An 18,692-nucleotide genomic window follows, 5' to 3' on the forward strand; every position below is an offset into this window, starting at 1 on the left:
TTAAAATTATAAACTTTTAGATTTTCTAAAAACCTAAGAAGTCTAAGGAAGTCTATTTACTTACTGTTTGTATAAAAATATCATTTACACTGGGTATTTTTTCTACAAAGTGCGTCACTTGTCCGCGTTGTGTCAGAATATTTAACAACTCGTTTGGCGTGGCACTCCCCAATTGAATTTCTAGTTTTAATTCGTTGTTAAGCGATTTGAAATTAGCAGGACCAACCGTAAATTTTTGCGTAATATCATACATCAAACCTTCTACATTATCCGATAAAACACCCACCTCGTAACTATTGGTTTTAAATTGTCTTTTGACATCATCTAGTTTTCCTTCAATCAATTTATTCGACTTATGAAGTAAAGCAATATGATCGCACAATTCCTCCACACTTTCCATACGATGTGTCGAGAAAATTATGGTAGCTCCATTTTCTCGCAGCGCAAGAATTTCATCTTTAATAATATTGGCATTTACGGGATCAAAACCAGAGAACGGCTCATCAAAAATCAACAGTTTTGGTTTGTGTAACACGCATACCACAAACTGAATTTTTTGTGCCATTCCTTTAGAAAGCTCCTGGACTTTCTTGTTCCACCATCCTTGAATTTCCAATCTGTCAAACCAATATTCGAGTTGTTTCTTGGCCTCAGCCTGGGAAAGTCCTTTCATTTGAGCCAAATACAAGCATTGCTCCCCCACTTTCATCGTGTTGTACAATCCTCTTTCTTCGGGCAAATACCCTATGTATTGAACATGTTTGGGTTGCAGTTTTTCACCGTCCAAAATAATTTCGCCGCTATCCGGTAATGTAATTTGGTTTATTATTCGGATAAGAGATGTTTTCCCTGCGCCGTTTGGGCCTAAAAGCCCGTAGATACTTCCCTTTGGAACAGTTAATGAAAGCTCGTTAAGCGCCACATAATCACCGTATTGCTTGACGACTTTATTAACTTCAAGTATATTACTCATGCTAAATTTTTAATTGGTGTAAAAGTAAATAATTAGTACCGAAATAGTTATAATTGTTACATAAAAAACCCACCCTTGTTTTTTTACCAGGATGGGTTTTTTTATTTATTTTACAACAAACGGAATAAATTACGTCTGTATTACGAAAACATATCTTTTACTTTTTCGAAAAATGATTTATCTGACTTTTCAGGATTTGGAATAAAATTCTCATCCGTTAAGGCATTTTCAAAAAATAGTTTTTGTTCTTTATTCAATGTTTTTGGAGTCCAAACATTCACATGTACTAACAAATCGCCATTACCATAACCATTGATATTTGGAATTCCTTTACCTTTTAATCTAAGAATTTTACCAGACTGAATTCCTTCTTCCAGCTTAATTCTTACTTTACCGTTTATCGCTTCGATGTCCTTAGAAATTCCAAGAACAGCTTCAGCAAAACTGATGTATAAATCATAATGCAAATTCTCCCCTTCACGTTTCAAGAATTCATGTTCCAGTTCTTCAATGGCAACAATTAAATCTCCTGGAATACTATTTCCCGGAGCATCATTTCCTTTGTTAGACACTTTCAATTGCATTCCGTCAACTACACCCGCAGGAATTTTGATTGAAACGGTTTCGTCTTCAAGAATCATGCCTTGTGAATCCGCTTCTGCTGGTTTTCTATCTAAAATCTGACCAGAACCTCCACAAGTTGGACAGGTTGAAGCAGACTGCATTCTACCCAAAATGGTATTGGTAACTCTCATCACCTGACCTTGACCGTTACAAGTAGAACAGGTTTTATAGGAAACACCCGGAGCCTGCACTTTGCGTTTTACCTTTACTTTTTTCTCAACACCATTGGCAATTTCTTCCAATGTCAGTTTTACTTTGATACGTAGGTTGCTTCCTTTAGCACGACGAACTCCGCCACCGCCACCGCCTGAAAATCCTCCGAAACCACCACCGAAGATATCACCAAACTGACTGAATATGTCATCCATATTCATTCCGCCGTGACCACCTCCGCCAAAACCACCTGAACCATCAAATGCTTGATGACCGTATTGATCATATTTAGCTTTTTTCTGAGCATCACTTAACACTTCATATGCTTCGGCTGCTAATTTGAATTTTTCTTCTGCCGATTTGTCTCCAGGATTTTTGTCAGGATGATGTGCTATTGCTTGTTTTCTGTATGCTTTTTTAATTTCAGCAGCATCGGCATTTTTTGAAATGCCTAATATTTCGTAAAAATCTTTTTTCATTTTTATTTTTTTATGTCGTACAGATGCGGTTTATCGCGTCTCTCTCACTAAAAGATGCGATAAATCGCTTCTCTACTACTACTGCCCTATAACCACTTTAGGAAAACGAATAATTTTGTCTCCCAATTTGTATCCTTTTTCAAGAATATCAACAATTTTCCCTTTCATTTTCGGAGCGGGAATTTGCGTTATTGCTTCAGCAAAATCGGCATCAAAAACATCACCAGCCTTAATCTCAACTTGTTCTAATCCTTTGGAAACTAAAGTATTTTTTAATTTTTCATGGATAAGTTCAACACCTTTCAATAAAAGTTCATCTTCTGATTTGCTAATTTCCACCAAAGCTCTGTCAAAATCATCTAAAACAGGAAGCATTGCAAGTAAAACCTCTTGGTTAGCTGTTTTAAACAACTCAATACGCTCTTTTGTAGTTCTTCGTTTGTAATTTTCAAATTCAGCAAATAAACGTAAATACTTATCTTTTTCCTTCGCTAAGTCTTGAGTTAATTGCTCTTCTACACTTAATTCCTCAATAATAAGCTGTTCTCCGTTCGCATTATTTTCTAATGTTACTTCATCTATTTCTTGATCGATTTCTGTATTTTCAGTAGTCATATTACTTATATTTTTAAAAATATTCTTAAACTTCATTTTTTATTCTTTTCTATGGATTGCAAAAGTACTGCCAATTCTTTTAAAATGTCAAATTGTCACTCTTTTATAAAAACACCCCTTAATTTTCATTTTATTCTTTGTAAAACAAAGACCTCTGTATTATATAAATTTTAATATAATTTTATGATTATCTCTATATAGTTTGCATACATTTGTATAAGTTTTTTTTAAGTATAAAATAAAAACGAAAGGTTCCCTAAAAAATTATTAATTCACCATTGTATTATATTAAAAAAAGCTTCGTTTTTAAACGAAGCTTTTTTTATGCTGTAAAGTCATAAAACTATGAAAGTACCACCAATAAATTTTCAAAATCAAGCGAAACCTGTTCTCCCGTAATTAGATTTTTAAGCGAATAACTTTCCGATGCCATTTCCTGTTCTCCGATTATCACTGCATAAGGAATTCCTCGTTTATCCGCATGCTGAAATTGCTTCGCCAACTTTGTATTATCAGGATACAATTCTACTTTTACTCCTGAAGCTCTCAATTTCTGAATGGCTTGCAACGCATACAAAGCTTCTTTATCGCCATAATTAATAAATAATGCTTTAGAAGTTGCCGTAACTGTTTCCGGAAATAAATTCAGCTCTTCGACGACCAAATAAATTCGGTCTAATCCGAATGAAATTCCCACGCCGCTCATATTTTTCAATCCAAAAATCCCGGTCAAATCATCGTATCGACCTCCACCTCCAATGGAACCCATTGCAACCGATTTTGGCGGGGCCACTTCAAAAATAGCTCCTGTATAATAATTTAATCCTCTCGCTAATGTTACATCTAAATCTAAAATGGAATTACTCAATCCCAATTTGATTACATTCTCACAAATAAAACGCAATTCTTCCACTCCTTTCATTCCTTCTTCTGATTCAGAAAGCAGTACAGAAAGTTGCGTTATTTTCTCCGAAATAGTTCCGGTAAAACTGAAAAGCGGCTGTACTTTTAGGATGGCTTTTTCAGAAATCCCTTTTTCCATCATTTCTTTCTTCACACCATCCTCACCTATTTTGTCCAGCTTGTCCAGAGCTACTGTAAAGTCAATTAATTTATCTGATGCACCAATCACTTCGGCAATTCCCGATAATATTTTTCTATTGTTAATTTTGATGGTTACCCCTTTTAAACCCAATGCGGCAAAAACAGTGTCATATAATTGTACCAACTCCACTTCTTGCCACAACGATTTAGAGCCTACCACATCAGCATCACATTGAAAAAATTCTCTGAAACGCCCTTTTTGTGGACGGTCTGCACGCCAAACGGGTTGTATTTGGTAGCGTTTGAATGGAAATTCAATTTCGTTTTGGTGTTGTACAACGTATCGAGCAAACGGAACGGTTAAGTCATAACGCAACGCTTTTTCGGAAATACTTGAAGTCAGTTTGGTACTGTCTTTATTTTCTAAATTAGTTGCATTGGCTTTCGCCAAATAATCGCCGGAATTTAATATTTTGAAAATCAAGCGATCGCCTTCTTCTCCGTATTTCCCCATTAAGGTTTCGGAGTTTTCGAATGAAGGTGTTTCTATAGGTTGGAAACCGAATTTCTCGAAATTACTTTTTATAATCTGAATGATATATTGACGTTTTGCCACCTCAGTTGGGGAAAAATCTCTTGTGCCTTTTGGAATGCTCGGTTTTGATGCCATTGTTGATTTACAAATTACGAATTATGAATTACGAATTTAAAAAAACTATCAAACAACTTAAAATCGCAGATCGGAATTCTAAAATTGTAATTCTTTGCAAATATCTTACTTTTTAAAATAATTCTTTCTAAAAAAATTCGCATTTTATTTCCCGAATCCTTAGCCCGGATTGGAGCGGAAATTAAGCGCTAAAAATAATATTATTTTCTTGGCAAAAAGAGCGACCAAAGGAAGCTCCTTTTTGACAATTGAAAATACATTATTTTTAATGCTTGATTGTAACGAAAGCTGGAAATAGCTCCTAAAAATAAATTAGTTTTTTAGAAAAGAAAATTTGTAACAAAAATTGTATTTTCGTGTCAAATAGGAACTATGCTAAAATTATTCAAAGAAAATATTCGGATCGCTTTAGGATCTATCAAAACGCAGTTGTTAAGGACCATTCTTACGGTTTTGATAATTGCTATTGGAATTACCGCATTGGTTGGAATTTTGACTGTTGTTGCTGCTTTAGAAAACACGATTTCATCTGATTTTGCTTCCATGGGAGCCAACACTTTTAATGTCAGTCAGTACGAAAATACGGCTCGAAGACAAGGCGGTGAGGAACGAAAAATCATAAATCCAATCATTTCCTACCCGGAAGCCGTTGCTTTCAAAAATAAATATAAATATCCTTTTACCGAAACTTCGCTTTCTTTTACGGCTACAACTACTGCCGAAGTGAAGTATGAAGGGGCTAAAACGGATCCTGAAAATGCAATTGTTGGAGTCGACGAATATTTCATGACTAATTCCGGTTTAGAAACAAGTTCAGGGCGAAATTTTACTGGATTTGATATTCAAAACAATGCTTATGTATGTGTTGTTGGTTCTGATTTCGAGAAGGGATTACTTAAAGATGTTAACCCAATTGACAAAATTATATCTATTAGAGGAGCCCGATTTAGAGTTATTGGCGTTTTAAAAGAAAAAGGAGCCACTTTTGGCAACAAGCAAGATTTAAGGATTTTGATTCCTATTCAAGTAGCACGTTCCCTGTTTACAGCACCAAATATAAATTACACGACAAGCGTCATGGTTTCTAGAAAAGAATTGCTGGATCAAGCAATTGACAACGCCATAAGCACGATGAGAAGTGTTCGCAAATTAAGTCCGGTAAAAGACAATAATTTTGGAGTAGTTCGAAGTGACGACCTAATTAATCGAATCTTGGGAATTACCAAATATCTTGGACTTGCATCTTGGCTAATTGGCATCATTACCGTTTTTGGATCTTCGATTGCTTTGATGAATATTATGATTGTTTCCGTGACCGAGCGCACTCGAGAAATAGGTGTTCGTAAGGCATTGGGCGCTAAAAAAATAACAATTGCCGTTCAATTTTTTATAGAAACTTTATTAATTGGTCAATTAGGCGGTTTGGCAGGAATAATTTTTGGAATATTAATTGGTTTTGGCATTGCGACAGCCATGAATTTTGTTTTTGTAATTCCATGGGGAGCCATAACAGCAGCTTTTATTACGAGTTTTCTTGTAGCAATATTTTCCGGTTTATATCCTGCTGTAAAAGCGGCTTTATTGGATCCGATTGAGGCTTTGCGATATGAGTAGTTTTTAGCATTATTGCGAGGAACGAAGCAATCACATACTGTATTATCCAATTATTTTGGGCGTGACCCCATTAAAAAAAGGGGCTAACTCATCATACATGCAAGTTGCCCCTTTTTTTAAGGCGGTCGGGTCATCCGCATTACAAGGTAATTTGCTCCTACCCCTTACGCACACCCTACTAAACCATAACTTTTGCTTGTAACAATTAAGCTAAATGTGATTGCTTCGTTCCTAGCAATGACAACTAATCATCCTGTCATTTCCATAAATATCTTTTTGCAATTCGATGTTTTTGAAATTCATTTTTTCGAGCAACTCCACCATTTCTTTTGCTAGATATTGATTAATTTCAAAAAATAACTTCCCGTTTTCTGAAAGGTTTTTTTGAGCCAATTCCGCTATTTTTCTATAAAAAATCAACGCATCATTATCTTCTACAAAAAGAGCCAAATGGGGTTCGTTGTCCAAAACATTTTTCTTGATTTCCTCTTTTTCCAAATTTCGAACATAAGGAGGATTGGAAACGATAATGTCAAATTGCTGTTTCAAATCTTCGGTATCAAGAATGTTTTGATTGCTAAAAGTAATCTTTACGTGATTGAGTTCTGCATTTTTTTGGGCAGTAACCAAAGCTTTTTCAGAAATATCTACAGCGTAAACCTGTGAATTCGGAATGTTTTTTGCCAATGAAATAGCAATGCAGCCGCTTCCTGTTCCAATATCAAGAATTTTTAAATCTTTGGATTTCTTACTCTCTGAACTACTTTTGATAATCCAATCCACTAGTTCTTCGGTTTCCGGTCTGGGAATTAAAACGTTTTCATTGACTTCAAAATCCAATCCATAAAAACTAGTTTTACCCAATAAATACTGAATCGGAATTTCTTTTTTTAATTGTTCCAAAATTAAGTTCCAATCCACACTTTCTTCTTCTGAAAAATTAAGATCAGGATGCAAAGCCAAGTCTATTCTCTTCAATTGCTTTTTTTCTTCAAGAACCAAATAGAAAAAACTTTCCGCTTCACCCGCATCATAGATCGGAGTGAGTTCTTGAATAAATTGGCTTCTGTATTCTTTTATTTTCATTGGTTTTATACTATTCGTTATTCCAAATTGAATATTCAGGTTTGTGATTCGAAATTCGTTATTCAAAATCGAATATTCAACATTAAAAAAATTTAAAGTTTGAATAAGGAATGTTGAACAACGAATTTTGAAGTTTTTACAACGCTTTCAACATCCAAACCGGACATGAAGTATGACCAGTGCTTCCCATAGGCGAACAAATATATTCGAAGCCCGTTTTTTTATAGAGTTTCTGTGCATCGAGCATGAAAGGCATCGTTTCCAAATAACATTTTTCGAAACCAAAATCCTTAGCGCTTTGCAAGCATTTAGCCATCATTTGGCTTCCTATTCCCAAACCTCGTGTTTCTGGCAAAAAATACATTTTTTGCAATTCACAAATAGTCGCCGCTTCACTTTCAAGTTGAGCCACTCCAGCGGAACCAATAATTCTGCCTTGTTTTTCAACGACGTAATAAACCGATTTTGGCTTGCTGTATTCCTCAAACATTAAATCCAAATAAGGATCTTCATAAGCCGTTCCCACTTTAGGAATATTCAATTCGTCAAAAACAGCTCTAATCAATGCTGCAACTGCACTATTGTCCTCTTTTTTTATTTTTCTAATACGGTAATTTTCCATTTTTTAACAGGTCTAATTTTACTCACAAAAATAGAAATTGTTTAATGTAATTTTCGAAAGTTTAAAAACAAATCGAGAAATTTCGGGGCTAAACTCAAAAACAACTACTTTTGCATAGTGAGTACACAGGAAAAATACATCAAACGTTGCATCGAATTGGCCAAAAATGGCTTGGGAACAACCTATCCCAATCCTTTGGTTGGAAGTGTAATAGTTTACCACGGTAAAATCATCGGCGAAGGCTGGCATAAAAAAGCAGGAGAACCACACGCCGAAGTAAATGCGATAAAATCTGTGAAAGACAAATCGCTTTTGAATAAATCGACTATTTACGTGAGTTTAGAACCGTGCAGCCATTTTGGAAAAACACCACCTTGTTGTGATTTGATTATAAAAAATGGAATCCCAAATGTTGTTATCGGAACTGTTGACCCGAATGAAAAAGTAGCTGGAAATGGCATCAAAAAATTAATCGAAGCTGGAATACATGTTACCGTTGGTATTCTTGAGACCGAATGCAATAAACTGAATAAACGCTTTTTTACTTTTCATGAAAAGAAAAGACCGTACATAATTTTGAAATGGGCCGAAAGTAAAGATGGGTTTATCGCTCCTTTACAAAAATCAGAAAAAAAACCAGTTTGGATTACCAATCAGCATTCACGACAATTGGTGCATAAATGGAGAAGTGAAGAACAAGCCATTCTTGTAGGAACCCAAACCGTTATTGATGATAATCCAAAATTAGATGTGAGGGATTGGATCGGTACTAATCCTATTCGGGTGGTTTTAGATCAAAACAATCGCATTTCAAACGAACATTATCTATTTGACAGCAACGTTAAAACAATCGTGTTTTCGAAATTAAAACCTGCAGTTGAAAAAGAAAATATTATCTTTGAAGTAATTGATTTCAAACAAAACATAGCAACGCAAATCACTGAAATACTTTATAAACATCAAATCCAATCCGTAATTATTGAGGGAGGAAGACAAACGATACAGACCTTTATAGATTGCAATCTTTGGGACGAAGCGCGTATTTTTATTGGAAGCACTCTAATTAAAGAAGGGATAAAAGCACCAATATTGGTTAGAAAATCGTTCGAAAAACTTTTAATTGGTGATGACGAACTAATACTATCTAAAAACGATGATTAATACTATTATTTTTGATTTTGGAGATATATTTATCAATCTGGATAAACAAGCTACTGTGGATGGCCTAAAAAAATTAGGTTTAAAAGAATGGAATGATGACTTAGACCACTTAAACATTCAGTTTGAAATGGGACAAATCTCAAGAGAAAACTTTCTTTTTGGTATTCAAAAACACCTCCCAAATGCAAGTATTAAAGAAATATTAGCCGCTTGGAATGCGATTCTTTTAGACTTCCCGCTTTACCGTTTGGAATTTCTTCAAATGCTCTCCAAAAAATACCGCTTATTTTTACTAAGCAACACCGACTCAATTCATATAGAAACTTTCGAACAGAAAGTCGGTGTTTCCTTTTACAGTGATTTTTACCAATGTTTCGAAAAAGTATATTTTTCTTTTGAAGTTGGAATCAGAAAACCCAGCACTGAAATTTTCAATTACGTACTAAACAACCATGAATTGTCTCCAAAACGAACTTTGTTTATCGATGATAAAAAAGAAAATACGGATGCTGCGCATGAGTTAGGAATAGACGTTTGGCATCTAAAAGTGGGCGAAGAAGATATTGTCGATTTATTTGACAAAAAAATAATTTAGAAAACAATACCTTTTGGAATTTAAAGATACGTACAATACCATTGAATTTTCCCCTTCAGCAGTATTATTCAAAGAAAAAAACAGCAAATTCTTTGGTTATGCTTTCCCCATTCAGTCCGAAGACCAAGTAAAACCCATTATAGACAGTTTACGAAAAGAACACCCTATCGCGGGGCATTTTTGCTATGCCTATCAAATAGGTGCTGATATGATAAATTATAGAGCAAATGACGATGGAGAACCAAGTAATAGCGCAGGGATGCCAATTTATGGCCAAATTCAGTCATTTTCTGTTACCAATATCCTGATTGTAGTGGTGCGCATTTTTGGAGGAGTTAAATTGGGCGTCGGAGGATTGATCTCTGCTTATAAAACTACTGCCCAAATGATTCTGCAAACTTGTAAAATAGTCGAAAAAACAATTGATATTCATTTTATAATCACATTTGATTACGTCAATATGAATAAAGTAATGCGAGTAATCAAAGAAAAAAAATTAGAAATTGTAACTCAGGAAATGGAAATAAATGAAATATTTGAACAGCCGACAGGAAAAATCGAGATAAAAACTCGAAAAAAAAATGCCGAAATAATTTTCGACATTTTTAATTCTATTTTTGAAATCAACATAAAAAGGCTCTAATTTCTACAAAAAAAAATCTCTCTGATAAGTTATTCGATAGTTTTTAACAAATCTAAAATGTAATCCGGTGGAGCCATTGGACGACCCGTTTTTAAGGACACGAAAACTAATATAAATTGGGCTGTTGTTAATAACTCTTCTGATTCATTATAAATAGCGCAATCAAATTCTATCTTCACAGAGCTCTGACTTTTAAAAACGGTATGAACAGTAAGCAACTCATCATATCGAGCTGATTTTTTATAATTTATATTCATTGAAACAATAGGAAGAGCGATACCACTTTCTTCCATGCTTTTATAAGAAATCCCTTTGTGTCTCAGCCATTCTACCCTTCCTATCTCAAAATAAGGGATATAATTTCCATGATAAACGACGCCCATTTGGTCTGTTTCTGAATAGCGAACCCGAACTTGAATTTGATGATCTTTCATTAATTATTTATTAAAAATTTAAATTTATAAAGCTCCTTACAACATTAATTTATAAAATTATTACCTATTATATTTTTTTTTACAGAAAATTGTTCACATATTTGTTACCCTGAAAAATATTAGAAACACACTCTTTTTTTTGTAGGATAATAAATACCCAAATAAAAATAATTTAACCGAATCTATGAACAAAACTGCTCAATCAGTATGGGAAAACTGTTTGTCTTTTATAAAAGACAACATTCAGGATCAAGCTTATAAAACTTGGTTCGAACCAATCAAATCAGTTGAACTTACCGATAACGCATTATATATTCAAGTTCCTAGCAAATTCTTTTATGAATGGTTAGAAGAACACTACGTGAAATTATTAAAAGTGGCACTTACTAAAGAACTTGGAAAAAACGCTAAGTTACTTTATAAAATCAGAATGGAAAACACTTATGGTAACAAACAACCGTTTACGGAACAATTACCTAGTGCCAATAGAGTCCCTATGAAGCCTCAAGAAGTTGATGCTCCATTCAAGAATTTAAACCCAGAGTTAAAAAATCCATTTGTAATTCCAGGAATTCGTAATTTAAAAATTGAATCTCAACTGAATGCGAATTATAGTTTTGATAATTTTCTTGAAGGAGACTCTAATAGATTAGCCAGATCTGCTGGGATGGCAGTTGCCAACAAACCAGGCGGAACATCTTTTAACCCATTATTGATTTTTGGCGGTGTTGGTCTGGGAAAAACACATTTAGCACATGCTATAGGTGTTGAAATAAAAGATAAATATCCGGACAAAACGGTTTTATACATTTCAGCTGAAATATTTACCCAACAGTACATTGATTCGGTAAAGAAAAATAACCGAAATGATTTCATTCATTTCTATCAATTAATAGATGTATTAATCATTGATGATGTTCAATTCCTTTCGGGAAAATCGGGAACTCAAGATGTGTTTTTTCACATATTCAACTATTTGCATCAAAATGGAAAACAGGTAATTTTGACTTCAGACAAAGCACCAGTTGACATGCAAGATATCGAACAACGTTTATTATCTCGCTTCAAATGGGGATTGTCTGCTGAATTGCACCAACCGGATTACGAAACCAGAATTTCTATACTGAAAAATATATTATACAGAGATGGTGTTGAAATACCGGAAGAAATTATTGAATACGTTGCCCGTAATATAAAATCGAATGTACGAGAACTTGAAGGAGCAATTATTTCCTTGATTGCACAATCGTCTTTCAACAAGAAAGAGGTTACGCTGGAACTTGCTAAAAGTGTCGTTGAAAAATTCGTCAAAAATGTAAAACGAGAAATTTCGATTGATTACATACAAAAAATTGTTTCTGATTATTTTCAATTGGATTTAGAAACACTTCAATCTAAAACTAGAAAAAGACATGTAGTACAAGCTAGACAGTTAGCTATGTTTTTTGCTAAAAGATTTACAAAAGCATCTTTGGCTAATATTGGTTCGCAAATTGGTGATCGGGATCATGCTACCGTATTACATGCTTGTAAAACTGTCGATAATTTGATGGCTACCGACAAACAATTCAAAAAATTTGTGGATGACATCAATAAAAAATTAACATTATAAAAGCAGTATGCCTATAAAAATCTTAATGGTTTGTTTAGGAAATATTTGTCGGTCACCCTTAGCTGAAGGAATATTGGCTTCGAAACTTCCAAAAAATAAATTCAAAGTAGATTCAGCAGGAACAGGTTCATGGCACATCGGTCGTTCCCCTGATGATCGCTCCATTGCTGTTGCAAAAAAATACAATCTGGATATTTCAACACAAAAAGGAAGACAATTCAGTACTAGTGATTTTAACTCTTTCGACTATATATTTGTAATGGATAATGCCAATTACGATGATGTAATGCAACTTGCCCAAAACCAAGAACAAAGGGAAAAAGTTCATCTTGTATTAAATGCTTTATTTCCTGACGAAAATGTAGATGTCCCCGATCCTTACTTTGGTTTACCAAATGGTTTTGAAATTATTTACAATATGTTAGATGATGCGTGCAATGTTATTGCCAAGCAATTAATAGCCAAACATCGTTAACAAATTGAGTTTAAAAAAGTAACCCGTACAATCAGCTTTAGAAATATTAAATTACACCCATGAAATCAACTACTCCTTTAGGAAAACTATATTTAATCCCTACCACGATGGGTGATTGTGACCCTATGGATGTTTTACCACAGACTATAAAAAGAAGTATTGATTTTATTGATTATTATATTGTTGAGAATGATAAAACAGCTCGTAAATCCATCAAAGAAGTTAGTCCCGAGAAGAAACAATCAGAGCTAAAGCTTTTTGTTTTGAACAAACACACCGAAACGAAAGAACATTTAGATTTTATCAAACCTTTATTGGAAGGTAAAAATGTAGGTTTAATGAGTGAAGCGGGTTGTCCCGGAGTGGCAGATCCCGGTGCTGTGATTGTAAAATTAGCCCATGAAAAAGGAATCCAGGTTATTCCTTTGGTAGGTCCTTCATCTATTCTTTTGGCCATGATGGCATCAGGAATGAACGGTCAAAGTTTTACGTTTCATGGCTATTTACCTATCGAAAAAGAGGAAAAGAAAGCCAGTTTTAAAACCTTAGAGAGGGTATCTTTCGAAAAAAATCAATCTCAGATTTTCATCGAAACTCCATATCGCAACAATAAATTACTAGAAGATTTAGTACAAACACTCCATCCAGAGACACATTTATGTATCGCTACTGATATCACCTTACCAACAGAATATATCAAGACTAAGAAAATTGCAGTTTGGAAAAAAGAAATCATCGATTTACATAAACGCCCGACAATTTTTATCATACACAAAATGTAAAGTTTGTCTATTACAAATTATCGTTTAAACAATCCATTTAAGGGCTATAAAATAAAACATACATAAGTAAGTAATATAAAAAAGGTCGAAAAACTCAACAAATTCAATACTTCACGACAAAAAAGGTCTAAAACACTCCAAAATTAAAAGGTGCATTTATCTACCGTTTACTTCCATTGAACTACCATCGCTAGTATCATTTTTAAACGCTTTAAACGCCTTACTACTATTAAGTCGAACAAATATAGCTAAAACCCCCATTTTATTACTAAATGGGGGTTATTTTTTGCCGTTTAAATACTATTTAAACGCTTTAAAAGGATTGTTTAAACACTTTGTAACTGGACTGAATGAATAAATATAAAAAACTCTAATAATGACTTTGCAGTTACAGTTGCGGTTACAGTTGCGGTTACAAATATTAATAAATGTTAGTGTATAAAATGATTCTTAAAACTTAAAAACATTAAAAAAGTCTTTAAAAAAGCATTTAAGTATATACTTAATACCTATGTTTTTTTAGAATACGGCAATAAAAAAGCCCTATTTACAAGGGCTTACAAGGTTTTAGTCTGCGGAATCAGTTGAAAAAAATAATTAACTCATGGAATTGATCCTTATTGATGCTTTTATTAGTGCTAAGGCTTTTATGTTTTTAAGATGAACATCCTTTGCTTGATGGTGGCTATTTTGCGAAACTATTTTTATAAAATCATCGCCTCTATCAGATTTATGAATCCACTTTACGGTTACAAATTCCTCCCCGTCCAGATTAATTGATAATAGATACATTTCACCAAAGAAAATATTATCTATAGAGTTGTTTAGCTCTTTGTACATTACGATATCGCCACTCTTTAATAACGGATACATACTGTCGCCCGTGACATAAATTGCACCATCGCATTTTGGAAGATTTGGTATTGAAATAAAATCTACTGGTTTTGTTTTGCCGTTTTTATTCCTGAATAACTCTACCATTCCGGCTGTCGCCTCAATGTCGTATAAAGGAACTCTTTGATCCTTTATTGATCTGTCAGTTTTCAATTTATAGATCGTGCTAGGCTCGCCTATTTTAGATTTAGCCGGGTCTACGTAATCTGATAATAAATAATCGAAACTTATTTCGAATATCTCTCTGAGTTTTACGACGAATTCGAGTTTTGGCATCGTTTCCTTACGGTAATTACGAATATTAGCCTCACTTGTACCCATAACTTTAGCAAAGGCGGAATTGTTGCCTGCGTAGTGCTCGTTAGCTATGTCGTCAATCTTCTTGTTTATAGAACTCATTTATAAAGCATTATAAAATACTTTCGAAAAAACTTTCGAATATATTTTTTTATTTCGAAACTTGTTTCGATATTTGTTCAGAATTTAAAACAAAGCTAACGAAAAAATGGAGCACTTTACAAAAGCACAAAGAAAAAAAATAAATAAGTCGGCTCTTGCAGAAAAACACGATTGTACTGCGACCTATATAACCCTTGTTTTAAAAGGCGAACGTGACAACAATACGGATTTAGCAAAAGCAATTTTAAAAGACGCAAAAGTAATGTTGGAAATTTTTGAACCTAACCAAGAATCATAATGTTTGAATACTATCAAAATAATATCCTTTGTGTACAAGCCTCTTGGATTGTAGAAAGCGGAATAATTAGCGAGCCTAATTATAAGCAACTATGTTCAAGAGGCCACCTCAAAAAAATGACGACAGGCGGTAATGGCCGTAAAGCACTAATACAATTCGACACCATGAGATCAGATATAAAAAATAAAGTAATTGAACTAGCCGGAGATCCTTACGCAAAGGTGACGACTATCACATTTACTGATTATATCCTTGACGATCAAAAAGCATACGAATTTTTTAGAAACTATACGCTTGACAGTGGCGAAGCGCTCCCAGAGAAAAACATTAAAGAATATTGCTGTAACGCTTCAATCGCAAATGCAATCAACACTATCGTTAATTCAAAATTAGCACAACGAAAAGCATTAGCAGGTTCTAAAGTAAATGTTTGGGAACGTATTGCAGAGGTGGTTTCAGAATTGCCAAAACATACTTACCCGCACTCGCTTCCAAGAAATCAAAGAATCCTTAGAGACAAGGTTAAACAGTACTTAAACGATGGTTACGGGGTTTTTATACACAAAGCCTTTGGTTCTAAAAATGCGGAGAAAATTAACGATGATGCCAAGTCATTTGTTTTGGCTCGTTGGTGCGACCGTGTGAAACGTGTAGCAAATTATAACCAACTTTTGAAAGAATACAACACCGAAGCGGAAGAGCAAGAGTGGAAAATGATTAAGTCAGAGCAATCGCTTATTAACTTCCTAACAGATCCTAAGATTGAGCCATTATGGTACGGGTACCGTTTTGGGGAATTGAAATTCAAAGAAAAGTTTACCATGTCATTCAAAACGGCTTTGCCATCCATGAGAGATTCACTTTGGTATTCAGATGGTACCAAAATCAATCTTTACTATCAGGATGCAAGCGGTAAAATGAAAACTATAAATGTGTACGAGGTTATGGATGCGTACAGCGAAGTATTCTTAGGATATCACATTTCAGAGAAGGAAGATTACGAGGCAGGATACCAAGCTTTCAAAATGGCAATTCAAGTTTCAGAACACAGACCTTACCAAATATCACTTGATAACGGTGCCGGTAACAAGAAGCTTCACTCAGGTGGTTTCTTTGATAAAATTAGCCATTTAGCCATTAAAACACAGCCTTATAATGGTAAATCAAAAACGATTGAGAGCGCATTTGGAAGATTCCAAACTCAGTTTTTGGCACAATTACCAAACTATTCTGGGCAAAATATCACGTCGAAAAAAGTTTCGAGCCATGCTAACATGGAGTTTGTTCTTGCGAATACTGAAATGTTACCAACGTTTGCCCAACTAAAAGCACAATACGAGCAAAAGCGTAACGAATGGAATCAGGCACCGCACCCAAAAACAGGCTTACCACGTATTGAGATGTATTTTGACAGTGAAAACCCGGACTGCCCAAAAGTAACGCCGTTTCAAATGGTTGACTTCTTTTGGATTGAGAGAAACCTACCAATACAGTGCCACTCTAGCGGGATTAGCTTCAAAGAAAAAACAGTTCAATATGAATATGTAGTCTACCAAGAAAATTCAAGAGCCATAGACCAGGAATGGCATATTGAAAATGTGAGCCAAAAGTTTCACATCAAGTTTGACCCGGACGATATGAGTTTGATCTATCTCTACAAGAAAACGCCACTAGGATTGAAATTTGTGAGAGCTGCTGAAACGAAAGTAGAAATACACAGAGGACAGCAAGAGCAAGAAGATTGGGAGTCTCAATATTACAGAGACCAAATCGAAGCCACTAAGAAAATACGAATTGCAACGGAGGAAAAAGCGGAAGCGAACCTTCAAAAACACAACATGACTGCCGAAAGCTACGGATATAAAAACCCAAAACTAAAAGGTGTCAACTCCAAGAGAGTTAAAAAAGAAAAAACCGACATCGCTCAGTATCAAAAGAAATTAAGCGAAGCGGTTCTCACAGAGGATGATCAAGAGTTTGATTATACTCAATTAATGTAAAAACGGGTTGCACCCCGAATTCACCAAAATTTAAAAAAACAAAAGTATGACAACTGATTTCAAAAAACAAGTACATGAAAAACTAGCCCTTTTTATCAATCAAAAGGGAAGCCAAAATAAGGCTGCCAATTCATTAAACGGCGTTTCCTCTGCCTTGCTTTCGCAAATAATGAATAACAACTGGGAAAACATCTCAGAAACGATGTGGAGAAACGTGGCCTCTCAAATAGGACACAGTTCTAAAGAATGGGTTTTTGTTGAAACAACTGACTTTAAAATCATTTCAAAATTCTTGACAGATGCACAACAAAACGCCAATGTTTTTGCCATGACCGGTGATGCAGGTTCCGGCAAGTCTAAGAGCTTTGACCTTTACGTGTCTGACAATAAAAATGCGTATTTGTTGAGCTGTGCTGAGTATTGGAATCGCAAAGAGTTCCTGGTGCAGCTCCTAACTTCAATGGGTGTTGATTATAGCGGTTTTACGGTTGCCGAAATGATGAACGAAATCGTAAAGAAACTGAAATCACAACAAAACCCGCTTATTATTTTGGATGAAGCGGACAAACTTCCGGACACCGTGCTATACTTCTTTATCACTTTATATAATAGACTGGAAGACCACTGCGGAATCATTCTTTGTGCAACAGATCACCTTTCAAAAAGAATAAGCAAGGGAATCAAACTCAACCGCAAAGGATACAAAGAAATCAACTCTCGTATCGGTCGCAAGTTTATAGAGCTGAAAGGAGTTAACTACAATGATGTTACCCAAATATGCATTGCAAACGGAGTAGAAAGCACAAAGGATATCAAGGAAATATTCAACGATTCAGAATGTGACCTAAGAAGAGTAAAACGAAAAATTCACGCTGTAAAAAACAGAGTTTAATGGCAGTAAAAAGAGCCGTTTCGGTTGACGAAATAACAAAAAAGAAGTTCAAAGAATTAGAGTTACCGCCCGAATTTAAAAAGTTGTTAGGTACGCCGGAATGCTCAGGGATTTGGATTATATGGGGTGAGAGTTTCAATGGTAAAACGGGTTTCAGTCTTCAATTAGCAAAAGCCTTAACGCTATCAGGAAAAGTTTTTTACAATACACTGGAAGAGGGCGCACGAAAGTCCATGCAAAATGCCATCGTCGCCCAGAACATGCAGGAAGTTAAAAGCAGATTTACAATAGGCAACCGGGAAGGAATAGACGACTTGAAAGAGCGACTGAGGCGCAAGAAATCACCAGACATTATTTTCATTGATTCCCTGCAGTACACGGGACTAAATAAAAAGGAGTACAAACTTTTAAAGGAGGAGTTTCATAATAAGTTGTTCATTTTCATAAGCCATGCAGATGGCAAGAACCCGGAGGGATCGCTTGCCAAGTTTGTGAAATATGATGCTGATGTCAAAATCAGAGTTGAAGGTTACCGGGCGATGTGTTTAAGTCGCCTTGGAGGAGATAAAGAACCCTATACCATTTGGGAGCAAGGAGCCGCCCAATTTGATTTAAAAATAAAATAGC

At 34.9% G+C, this 18,692-nt stretch carries 19 protein-coding genes; 11 read left to right on the forward strand and 8 right to left on the reverse strand.

Features of this window, described 5'->3' with window-relative positions; translation table 11 throughout:
- Positions 1-52 precede the first annotated feature (52 nt).
- The 4 genes from ACFX5D_RS13150 to hisS form a co-directional block, all read right to left on the reverse strand.
- Positions 53-973, reverse strand: coding sequence for an ABC transporter ATP-binding protein (locus tag ACFX5D_RS13150; protein WP_379858656.1), 921 nt, complete (start codon positions 971-973; stop codon positions 53-55).
- 140 nt (positions 974-1,113) lie between these two features.
- Entirely contained in the window at positions 1,114-2,229 is a 1,116-nt protein-coding gene (gene dnaJ, locus ACFX5D_RS13155) for a molecular chaperone DnaJ (RefSeq protein WP_379858658.1), read from the reverse strand.
- 78 nt (positions 2,230-2,307) lie between these two features.
- Complete coding sequence (locus ACFX5D_RS13160) at positions 2,308-2,880, reverse strand: nucleotide exchange factor GrpE (RefSeq protein ID WP_103999710.1); 573 nt, start codon at positions 2,878-2,880, stop codon at positions 2,308-2,310.
- 307 nt (positions 2,881-3,187) lie between these two features.
- Entirely contained in the window at positions 3,188-4,558 is a 1,371-nt protein-coding gene (hisS, locus tag ACFX5D_RS13165; RefSeq protein WP_379858659.1) for a histidine--tRNA ligase, read from the reverse strand.
- Positions 4,559-4,930: 372 nt separating this feature from the next.
- Between hisS and ACFX5D_RS13170 the strand changes: the two genes are divergently transcribed.
- Positions 4,931-6,172 (forward strand): ABC transporter permease, encoded by a 1,242-nt coding sequence (locus tag ACFX5D_RS13170; protein ID WP_379858661.1) that lies wholly within the window; start codon positions 4,931-4,933, stop codon positions 6,170-6,172.
- A gap of 231 nt (positions 6,173-6,403) precedes the next feature.
- Here ACFX5D_RS13170 and prmC read toward each other — a convergent pair whose 3' ends face one another.
- Both prmC and ACFX5D_RS13180 read right to left on the reverse strand, forming a co-directional pair.
- The gene (gene prmC, locus ACFX5D_RS13175) at positions 6,404-7,258 is read right to left on the reverse strand and encodes a peptide chain release factor N(5)-glutamine methyltransferase (protein ID WP_379858663.1); all 855 of its coding nucleotides are present in this window, start codon (positions 7,256-7,258) and stop codon (positions 6,404-6,406) included.
- A gap of 136 nt (positions 7,259-7,394) precedes the next feature.
- On the reverse strand, positions 7,395-7,880 hold the full coding sequence (locus ACFX5D_RS13180) for a GNAT family N-acetyltransferase (protein ID WP_379858664.1): 486 nt from the start codon (positions 7,878-7,880) through the stop codon (positions 7,395-7,397).
- 117 nt (positions 7,881-7,997) lie between these two features.
- Between ACFX5D_RS13180 and ribD the strand changes: the two genes are divergently transcribed.
- From ribD to ACFX5D_RS13195, 3 genes are read left to right on the forward strand one after another with little or no spacing between them, the layout of a single operon-like run.
- Positions 7,998-9,041: a bifunctional diaminohydroxyphosphoribosylaminopyrimidine deaminase/5-amino-6-(5-phosphoribosylamino)uracil reductase RibD gene (ribD, locus tag ACFX5D_RS13185; protein ID WP_379858665.1), complete on the forward strand. Its 1,044-nt coding sequence runs from the start codon at positions 7,998-8,000 to the stop codon at positions 9,039-9,041.
- A complete protein-coding gene (locus tag ACFX5D_RS13190) occupies positions 9,034-9,636 on the forward strand; it encodes an HAD family hydrolase (protein ID WP_379858667.1) in 603 nt (200 codons plus the stop codon). Before ribD ends, ACFX5D_RS13190 begins: the two co-directional genes overlap by 8 nt.
- Before the next feature lie 13 nt (positions 9,637-9,649).
- Complete coding sequence (locus ACFX5D_RS13195) at positions 9,650-10,279, forward strand: IMPACT family protein (protein WP_379858668.1); 630 nt, start codon at positions 9,650-9,652, stop codon at positions 10,277-10,279.
- 29 nt (positions 10,280-10,308) lie between these two features.
- On the opposite strand, the gene ACFX5D_RS13200 is transcribed toward ACFX5D_RS13195, so the two are convergent.
- Positions 10,309-10,713: an acyl-CoA thioesterase gene (locus ACFX5D_RS13200; protein ID WP_379852104.1), complete on the reverse strand. Its 405-nt coding sequence runs from the start codon at positions 10,711-10,713 to the stop codon at positions 10,309-10,311.
- 184 nt (positions 10,714-10,897) lie between these two features.
- On the opposite strand from ACFX5D_RS13200, the gene dnaA reads away from it, so the two are divergent.
- The 3 genes from dnaA to ACFX5D_RS13215 are packed head-to-tail and all read left to right on the forward strand — an operon-like array spanning position 10,898 to position 13,582.
- On the forward strand, positions 10,898-12,325 hold the full coding sequence (gene dnaA, locus ACFX5D_RS13205) for a chromosomal replication initiator protein DnaA (RefSeq protein ID WP_379858669.1): 1,428 nt from the start codon (positions 10,898-10,900) through the stop codon (positions 12,323-12,325).
- Between the two features lie 7 nt (positions 12,326-12,332).
- The gene (locus ACFX5D_RS13210; protein ID WP_379858671.1) at positions 12,333-12,800 is read left to right on the forward strand and encodes a low molecular weight protein-tyrosine-phosphatase; all 468 of its coding nucleotides are present in this window, start codon (positions 12,333-12,335) and stop codon (positions 12,798-12,800) included.
- A 59-nt stretch (positions 12,801-12,859) separates the two neighbouring features.
- Positions 12,860-13,582 (forward strand): SAM-dependent methyltransferase, encoded by a 723-nt coding sequence (locus ACFX5D_RS13215; protein ID WP_379858672.1) that lies wholly within the window; start codon positions 12,860-12,862, stop codon positions 13,580-13,582.
- A gap of 597 nt (positions 13,583-14,179) precedes the next feature.
- On the opposite strand, the gene ACFX5D_RS13220 is transcribed toward ACFX5D_RS13215, so the two are convergent.
- Positions 14,180-14,875 (reverse strand): S24 family peptidase, encoded by a 696-nt coding sequence (locus ACFX5D_RS13220; protein ID WP_379858674.1) that lies wholly within the window; start codon positions 14,873-14,875, stop codon positions 14,180-14,182.
- A gap of 106 nt (positions 14,876-14,981) precedes the next feature.
- On the opposite strand from ACFX5D_RS13220, the gene ACFX5D_RS13225 reads away from it, so the two are divergent.
- The 4 genes from ACFX5D_RS13225 to ACFX5D_RS13240 are packed head-to-tail and all read left to right on the forward strand — an operon-like array spanning position 14,982 to position 18,691.
- Entirely contained in the window at positions 14,982-15,173 is a 192-nt protein-coding gene (locus ACFX5D_RS13225; protein ID WP_379858675.1) for a hypothetical protein, read from the forward strand.
- Positions 15,173-17,173 carry a hypothetical protein gene (locus tag ACFX5D_RS13230; RefSeq protein ID WP_379858677.1) on the forward strand — a complete coding sequence of 667 codons (2,001 nt, stop codon included), beginning with the start codon at positions 15,173-15,175 and terminating at the stop codon, positions 17,171-17,173. The genes ACFX5D_RS13225 and ACFX5D_RS13230 overlap by 1 nt, the downstream gene beginning before the upstream one ends.
- A gap of 46 nt (positions 17,174-17,219) precedes the next feature.
- Positions 17,220-18,065, forward strand: a complete 846-nt coding sequence (locus tag ACFX5D_RS13235; protein ID WP_379858678.1) for an AAA family ATPase — start codon at positions 17,220-17,222, stop codon at positions 18,063-18,065.
- A complete protein-coding gene (locus tag ACFX5D_RS13240) occupies positions 18,065-18,691 on the forward strand; it encodes a hypothetical protein (RefSeq protein ID WP_379858680.1) in 627 nt (208 codons plus the stop codon). Before ACFX5D_RS13235 ends, ACFX5D_RS13240 begins: the two co-directional genes overlap by 1 nt.
- The last annotated feature ends 1 nt before the right edge of the window (position 18,692 follow it).

It is taken from the genome of Flavobacterium fructosi (assembly GCF_042787335.1).
In the GTDB taxonomy this organism is placed as follows: domain Bacteria; phylum Bacteroidota; class Bacteroidia; order Flavobacteriales; family Flavobacteriaceae; genus Flavobacterium; species Flavobacterium fructosi.